Annotated in this window: 9 protein-coding genes and 1 pseudogene; 7 read left to right on the top strand and 3 right to left on the bottom strand. The window is 59.2% G+C overall.

The window, feature by feature from the left end:
* From CC207_RS28155 to CC207_RS25875, 6 genes and pseudogenes are all read left to right on the top strand, one after another.
* A pseudogene (locus CC207_RS28155) lies at positions 1–484 on the top strand (IS5-like element ISPsp10 family transposase); the annotation flags it as partial.
* A 104-nt stretch (positions 485–588) separates the two neighbouring features.
* Complete coding sequence (locus CC207_RS27205; protein WP_178081000.1) at positions 589–1749, top strand: hypothetical protein; 1161 nt, start codon at positions 589–591, stop codon at positions 1747–1749.
* Positions 1746–2342 carry a hypothetical protein gene (locus CC207_RS25890; RefSeq protein ID WP_371916523.1) on the top strand — a complete coding sequence of 199 codons (597 nt, stop codon included), beginning with the start codon at positions 1746–1748 and terminating at the stop codon, positions 2340–2342. Before CC207_RS27205 ends, CC207_RS25890 begins: the two co-directional genes overlap by 4 nt.
* A gap of 341 nt (positions 2343–2683) precedes the next feature.
* Positions 2684–3016: a hypothetical protein gene (locus tag CC207_RS25885; protein ID WP_088853032.1), complete on the top strand. Its 333-nt coding sequence runs from the start codon at positions 2684–2686 to the stop codon at positions 3014–3016.
* A 397-nt stretch (positions 3017–3413) separates the two neighbouring features.
* Positions 3414–3677, top strand: a complete 264-nt coding sequence (locus CC207_RS25880) for a hypothetical protein (protein WP_088853031.1) — start codon at positions 3414–3416, stop codon at positions 3675–3677.
* A 27-nt stretch (positions 3678–3704) separates the two neighbouring features.
* Positions 3705–3977, top strand: coding sequence for a DUF3077 domain-containing protein (locus tag CC207_RS25875; RefSeq protein WP_028691523.1), 273 nt, complete (start codon positions 3705–3707; stop codon positions 3975–3977).
* A gap of 188 nt (positions 3978–4165) precedes the next feature.
* Here the strand turns inward: CC207_RS25875 and CC207_RS25870 are convergent, their stop codons facing one another.
* The 3 genes from CC207_RS25870 to CC207_RS25860 form a co-directional block, all read right to left on the bottom strand.
* On the bottom strand, positions 4166–4723 hold the full coding sequence (locus CC207_RS25870; protein WP_088853030.1) for an RNA 2'-phosphotransferase: 558 nt from the start codon (positions 4721–4723) through the stop codon (positions 4166–4168).
* Between the two features lie 123 nt (positions 4724–4846).
* A complete protein-coding gene (locus tag CC207_RS25865) occupies positions 4847–5737 on the bottom strand; it encodes a dihydrodipicolinate synthase family protein (protein WP_088853029.1) in 891 nt (296 codons plus the stop codon).
* Positions 5738–5770: 33 nt separating this feature from the next.
* Positions 5771–6553, bottom strand: coding sequence for an aldolase (locus CC207_RS25860; protein ID WP_088853028.1), 783 nt, complete (start codon positions 6551–6553; stop codon positions 5771–5773).
* Positions 6554–6707: 154 nt separating this feature from the next.
* Here CC207_RS25860 and CC207_RS25855 point away from each other — a divergent pair.
* Positions 6708–7083: helix-turn-helix domain-containing protein (locus CC207_RS25855; RefSeq protein WP_256582367.1), on the top strand; the 376-nt coding region annotated here is incomplete at its 3' end.

The raw sequence follows: 7083 nt of genomic DNA, 5'->3' as shown, positions 1-7083 counted from the left end.
CCACGCACTTGGACGAAGCCGGGGCGGGTTGACGACGAAAATTCACATGGTCAGTGACGCCCGTGGCATCCCACTCCACTTCACGCTCTCAGGTGGTCACGCCAGTGACATATCCCATGCTCAGCGACTGCTGGACGGTGTCCACATCCCTTTGAACCGAGGTAGGCCACGCAAGCGCTGCCGCTGGCTCCTGGCCGACAAAGGCTATGACGCAGAATCCTTGCGGCAATACTGCGACCGCTATCGGATGCAGCCGGTGATTCCGCTGCGTGACATGAAACGCAGACCGAAGCCGGGCTTACCGCGCCTGTTTGACAAGCCCAAGTATCGGCAGCGGAACGCCATCGAACGGCTATTTGGTTGGCTGAAGGAGCACCGCCGCCTGGGTACACGCTACTGCAAGCTGGCGGAAAGCTTTGCTGCAATGGTCACGCTGGCTTGCTGGCGACGGTGTTTACGACATTACTTTTCGTACAGTGCCTAATCTAATTTCTGCCTTTGTATGACCAAGACGGCGACGAAGCTTGATGCTGAAGATATTAGTAAGGACGTCTAGCGCTGGAAGCGGGGTAAGTCGAAATTTAGAGTGTGAATAATAAATCTGTCCCCTTTTTACAGAAGGGCAAGGGGGCCGACTACTACCAGAAGAACCTGAACTTCGGCAAGGTCGACCTGGGCGCTGACGCCGTCGGTGCGAGCAAAGGCATTGGCGACGCCCTGGGTGGTTTCCTCAAGGATCTTGCCGGGTTGGCCGAAGGGTTGGTCAAACAGCCTGAGCGCACCACGACCGGCATTCTGCATCAACTGATCAGCTCGGCCAGCAATCCCCAGGACGTCGTCAAGTCGTTCCTGCAGGGCAAGCAGGATGCGGAGGTCAAGTCAAGCCTGCTGCGTCTGCAGGGCAAGCCCGAGGAAGCGGCAAGGGTCGAGATGGACTGGCAGATGCAGTTCTACATGAACTTCGTCGCGGTCAATCGAGTGGCCAAGCTGGGGCAGGTCGCCAGGATGCTGGCCGCCAGCGAGGAGGCGGCGAAGGCGGGCACCATGGTCGGTGCGGGCGCTGCAACTCGAGAGGTGGCCGGGTTACCTGCCTGGTATCGCGATGCCAGTGGGGTTGGCGCCAATGTAGCCAAGCTGGATGGATACCAGACCGTATTCAACAGCAGGACGGGCAGCTTTGAATACCTTGCTTCGGACGGGAAGCTTTACTTCCACACCGAATCAGGGCTCAAGCCGAAGGTGGGAGGTAATCTAGCTGAGTTGGCGACGGCGGAAAGGGATATCATTGCATCCAGGCCAAGCGTCGAAGGATCCAAAGTAGAGACGCCAGGAAAAGAGAAATATTTTAGAGTTGAGGGTGGTGGAGCGGGCACAGCAACAAGCCAGTACCGTATTACCGCAAACTCTGATGGAAGTATCAGTATAAATCCGGGCTGTGCTGGCCAGCTTTGTGTTAGCGTCGGAAATGCAGATCATGCAACTTATTATTTGACAAACAAGCGTCCTGATGGTTCTGTGGTGGTGTTTGATGTGGACGCTAAGCTTCATAAAGAAAAAATGGAAAAGGCAGTTCCTCAAAGGCCGGTGCCCGGTGTCCCACGGGACCCGTCAGCACCTAAGGTTGTGGACCCTAGTAAGCCGGGTACTGCGCTGGAACTACCGAGAATGTGGGAGGCGCTGCTTGAGAGAGGTTCAAGTAATGCCAGGGTATACACACAGTCGGAGTTCTTGAAGGAGTTTAATAAATGATGTTTAGTCCAGAATTGCTAGAGGATCTTTGGAATGGTGAAAAAAGCATATGCTTATTCATTCTTGAGGGGCGGTTTTATTGGGTTCTAGATTATACATACAATTTTACTCTTGATGCCGAAAAAGATTATGCGGCTTATCTTCGGCGGGGCGATATAACCAAAGAGCAATATGTGCAGGCGTGTAGAGAATTTAGGGGTGGCACTCTAAGGCTGACGGCAGATAATTTTTTGCAGTATGTGAGTTGGCTTGAAGCCGGCGTTTTGTTGGGTGAGGATTTTGATAGGATTTTCGATGTAGAGGGGTGCGATGTAAGAGCTTTGTTCAAAAAGATCGAGGATTATTATGTGTCAGGCGAGGGGTTGGATTCGGAGGCGTACTATTATGCAGGGCAGGTAGCTGCAAGGCTGCCAATGTTTTATGTTAATTTTGATAGAAAGATCTATCTGCACATGGATGCGGGGAGGTCGCATGAGGATCTTGTGTATCCTGATTGGCATGCGGAGTGTTTGGACTTTAGCTTTCTGATACCGGATGCAGAACGATATTGGGTTAAGTTTGGCGATTTTTGGAAATTCAGGTTTGTGCAGTGAGGGTTTGGGGCAAAAGGGGATAGATTTATTTGTTCTAAATTAATCTATTCTGTTGCATGGCCTAGACGACGGCGAAGCCTGGTGCTTAAGGTCTCTGTGAGGAGGTTGAGCGCTGGAGGCGGGGCGCGCTGAAGTTAGGGTGTGGAAGTTAAATCTCCCCTTTTGAAATTCAGGGCTGTCAAGAACTATCTCTGGCGATCATTGGGGAGCGAAAAGGGACCGATTTATTTTTTCTACTCTAATTTCTGCCTTTGCACGGCCAAGACGGCGACGAAGCTTGATGCTGGAGATGTTAGTGAGGACTTCTAGCGCTAACCCAATACGCCACCGGTAAAAGAATAATGATTACTGAAGACCTAGCCATTGTTAAAGAGCTTTTCTCGATACTCGATCAAGGTATTGTTGACGGCTATGACGCGTTTCAGTACGAGGTCAAAGTAGGAGATGGCTGGGTTGAGACACAGCTCACGGCTGAGCGAAATGGCGTTGAGATCATGGATGTTGAAACGGACTTCAATAACGCGGTGATCTTCAAGCTGGTAAAGCAACTGCGACAAAGCGGCGCCCAGCGAGGGGACCACTGGACGGCATTCACCTTGTCCTATCGACGTGGGGGACAGGTCAGGACCATTTTCAGCTATGGCACGAGCGAGTTGCTCGACTCGGAGGTGTGATCAGGGAGCCGTGCAGTGGGCGGATCGATACGTGTGTCTTACACGCGGACCTGCAAAAACTGTCGTCTTTTCCGGGTTTCGATAGCCAGTATTGGCCTCAGTGAATCGGAATTTCCTTATTCCTTGTAGTCCATTTCCGAAGCATGCTTTTACCGCCTTTCAGCCCTTGCTCCAGGTCAACTCGCCTTCTAGTCTCGGCCTGCCGCTGCCAATTCAGCGGTCGGTTTTGACAGACCGTAGACGTTGCCCTCGTAGGTTTGCTTTCATGGCGGCTGTGCGTGTGGGCACCCCGTGTGCGCCGAGTGCCAACGTCTCGGTCTGTCAACCCGCGTACAGCTGCCACCCTCTTGTTTGACAGCAAAGTGCGGCGGCTCCATTCATACGTTGGAGTCAAGACATGCTGAAGATTGTCCCCGATCCACCTTCCCCCCAGGATCACGCCCACTTCCTCGAAGACACCCTGGTACGCGCCATCGAGTACGCCTTCTGCGCGCTCACGGTGGCCAACCAGGCCGTCCAGTTCAAGCCCCGGTCGCCCGGCGCGATCCTGATGCTGGCCGCCGCCCACGAGATGGAGGCGGTGCGCACGTTGCTCGAATCCGCCCTGACCCAGGTGCAGCACTCGGTCCAAGCGCCGGGCGAGCCCCGCACGCTGCACTAGCCGACGACGTTTTCAGGGAGATCGATCATGACCACAGACGATGGCAAGACCCAGGTCACGCCGGGCAAGACCCGTTTTTATCAGGGCGAGGGCAAGGATGCCCAGCCGCTGTTCTGCATCGAGCCCGGCATTCCTTGCCAGCACGCTCGCGAGCAGGCGTCGGAATTGATGGACTATGTGCGGCACCTGACCTTGGTCGGGGTGATGGATGAAGATCCGCGGATGGTCTGGGCGGCGCATTACCTCAGTGCGTTGGCCAAGGCGCTGATGGATGATGCGGAGCTGGGGATGGCGCACTAGTCCAGGCTTGCACATTCCCCTGTAATCGATGGACTCGCCCCCGCCGAGGCGTCGGACCGGTCGGAAAGAGCCGCAAAGCGGCCCCGGCGATCTTTGCATCAATGCTGAAATCCTGGGGCTGCTATGCAGCCCTTTCCGACCGGTCCGACGCCTCGGCAAGGCCGCTCCTACAGGGGGACGGGTTTGGCTTATTTCTCTGCTTGGCGTGACAGATGTGTCGGCGGCACCTGGTCTACCAGCCAGACACCGTTGTCGGCTTGATAGAACACCGTTCCCGCTGCGCACATGGCCTGGGTATCGACCGTGAGCAGCACCGGCTGACCATAGCGCTTGCCCACCGCCAGCGCGGTCTGCGGGTCCTCGCTCAGGTGCACATGATGGCGGCTGCCGGGGATCAGGCCCTGGGATTCGATGGAGGCCAGGAAGCGGCTGGCGGTACCGTGGTAGAGCAGGGCGGGTGGCGTCTTGGCGACATGGCGCACTTCGACCTGGGCGCTGCTGTGGCCCTGGGCGGCGCGGATGCGGCGCCCATCGTCGGAGAGGGTGAAACGGCGCTTGTCATTGGTCTCGACCACTTCACGCAGGGCGTGCAGGTCGAAGGCATGGCCTTGCCGGCCGGCGCCTTGGATCAGCGCGTCGACATCGGCCCAGCCGTCGCGGTCGAGGGTCAGGTCGATGGATTCGGGGGCGTGGCGCAGTACGTAGCTGAGGAATTTGCTGAGGGTGTCGCGTTGTTTCTGGTTCACTGGAAAGGTCCTTTTCCATGGCTTCTGGTCGTTTGGGGCGGGGGCATTCTCCGGGTTCGGGGTCGAGTTCTCAAGTGTGTGGATGACCTGTGGGAGTGGACTCCCACAGGTACGCCGCTGATGTCAGCCCTGACGCAAGGCGTCGAGCAGCGCCTTCAGCTGTTCGCGACCCTGGGCATCCAGCCCGAACACCGGCCGCCGTGGCTCGCCCACCGGCAGCCCGGTCATCTCAAGGCCCGCCTTGATGGTCGCCGGCAGGCCCCCCTTGAGGATGAAGTCGAGCAACGGCAGCTGGCGGTAGAACAGCGCCTTGGCCTGCTCCAGTTCACCGGCCTGCACCGCCTGGTACAGCCGCAGGTTCAGCTCGGGAATCAGGTTGGCCGCCGCCGTGCACCAGCCCGTGGCGCCTGCCACGAAGGCCTCCAGCGCCAGCGGGTTGCAGCCGTTGTAGAACGGTACCTGGCCCTCGCCGAGCAGTTGCAGCTTGTGCATGCGCTGGATGTCGCCGGTGCTCTCCTTGACCATGGTCACGTTGTCGACTTCGCGCACGATTCGCAGGATCAGCTCCACCGGCATGTCGGTGCCGCTGGTGGCCGGGTTGTTGTAGAGCATGATCGGGATGTCGATGGCCGCGCCAATGGCGCGGTAGTGCTGGAGGATCTCGGCTTCGCTGAGCTTCCAGTACGCGGCCGGCAGCACCATCACCGCGTCGGCGCCGTGCTGCTGGGCGAAGCGGGCGCGGCGCACGGCGCCGGCGGTGGTCAGGTTGGAGACGCTGACGATGCTCGGCACGCGCTTGGCGATGCGCTCCAGGCTGTACTGGGCGACCTGCTGCCATTCGCTGTCGCTCAGGTAGGCGCCTTCGCCGGTGCTGCCCAGCGGGGCGATGGCGTGGGAACCGCCTGCGATCAGGCGATCGATGGACTGCCCCAGCGCGGGCAGGTCGAGCTGCTCGCCGTCGGCGCTGAACGGGGTGATGGTGTAGCCGATGATACCGTGGAATTGATTGGTCATTGTGCAAGGCTCCGCAAGCAAGGCGTAGAGGGATCAGTTCAGGCAATCGGCGTGGCTGCGCAGGGCCTGCCGGGCGTAGTAGTTGAAGGCGGCGCCGTGGCGCTTGGGCCGGTCGATCCAGTCGTGGGCGTCGCGGCCGAGCTCCGGGGTGATCGGCTTGATGGTGCCGGCGGCCATCGCCAGCAGCTGCAGGCGCGCGGCGCGCTCGATCAGCTGGGCGTAGACGCAGGCCTGTTCGATGGTGGTGCCGGTGGACAGCTGGCCATGGTGCGAGAGCAAGATGGCGCGCTTGTCGCCCAGGGCGGCGCTGATGATCTCGCCTTCCTCGTTGCCCACCGGCACGCCTGGCCAGGCCTCGAGGAACGCGCAGTCCTCGTACAGCGGGCACAGGTCCATGTGCGAAACCTGCAGCGGCACTTCGAGCATCGACAGCGCGGCGACATGGGTCGGGTGGGTGTGGATGATGCAGTTGACGTCGGGGCGGGCGCGGTACACCCAGCTGTGGAAGCGGTTGGCCGGGTTGGGCATGCCCTGGCCTTCGAGCACTTCGAGGTCTTCGTTGACCAGCAGCAGGTTGGTGGCGGTGATCTCGTCGAAGCCCAGGCCCAGTTGCTGGGTGTAGAAGGTACCCGGTTGCGGGCCACGGGCGCTGATCTGCCCGGCCAGGCCCGAGTCGTGGCCGTTGTCGAAGAGAATTCGGCAGGTCAGGGCCAGCTTTTCGCGCACAGTCCACGTATTATCGGCAAGCGAGCCTTGCATCTGTGTCAGTGCCTTTTGCACCAGCTGGTCTTTGCTGAGGGTAAGGGTGTTGGCCATGGGGAGCTTTCCTCTGTGGCGTGATGATGGATGTCAGGGCTGGCTCGCCCCCGAGCTTTGGACGGTGAGGGGGTGAGCCATAAGATGACACAAATAATCCTATATGACACAAAGTGTCATAAGCAAGTGCGTTTGTTCGGGAAACCCGCGTCACATGTCTATCCGACTGAAACTGCTGAGAAAGAAACTGGGCATTACCCTTGAGCAGCTGGCCGACAAGTCCGGCATGACCAAGAGCTACCTGTCCAAGGTCGAGCGCGGCCTCAACACGCCGTCGATCGCCGCCGCGCTGAAGCTGGCGCGGGCGCTGAACGTCAATGTCGAGGAGCTGTTCGACGGCGAGCACGACGGCCAGGCGCGCTACAGCCTGGTACGCCGCGGCGAACGCCAGGCGCTGGTGGGTGGCGGCGAGGGGCCGGGGTATGCGGTGCTGACTTCGCAGGTCGGCCAGCGCAGCCTGCTGCCGTTCCTGATCCAGCCGCCGACCGCGTTCAGCGACCCGACCTTCAAGGAGCACGAAGGCGAGGAGT

Source organism: Pseudomonas sp. DrBHI1 (assembly GCF_002205115.1).
GTDB lineage: Bacteria > Pseudomonadota > Gammaproteobacteria > Pseudomonadales > Pseudomonadaceae > Aquipseudomonas > Aquipseudomonas mosselii.
This window is presented reverse-complemented; position numbering and strand designations above follow the sequence as displayed.

Coding starts and splice junctions, on each gene's coding strand:
- CC207_RS25890 (WP_371916523.1), top strand. CDS start 1,746: ATGATGTTTAGTCCAGAATTGCTAGAGGATCTTTGGAATGGTGAAAAA.
- CC207_RS25885 (WP_088853032.1), top strand. CDS start 2,684: ATGATTACTGAAGACCTAGCCATTGTTAAAGAGCTTTTCTCGATACTC.
- CC207_RS25880 (WP_088853031.1), top strand. CDS start 3,414: ATGCTGAAGATTGTCCCCGATCCACCTTCCCCCCAGGATCACGCCCAC.
- CC207_RS25875 (WP_028691523.1), top strand. CDS start 3,705: ATGACCACAGACGATGGCAAGACCCAGGTCACGCCGGGCAAGACCCGT.
- CC207_RS25865 (WP_088853029.1), bottom strand. CDS start 5,737: ATGACCAATCAATTCCACGGTATCATCGGCTACACCATCACCCCGTTC.
- CC207_RS25860 (WP_088853028.1), bottom strand. CDS start 6,553: ATGGCCAACACCCTTACCCTCAGCAAAGACCAGCTGGTGCAAAAGGCA.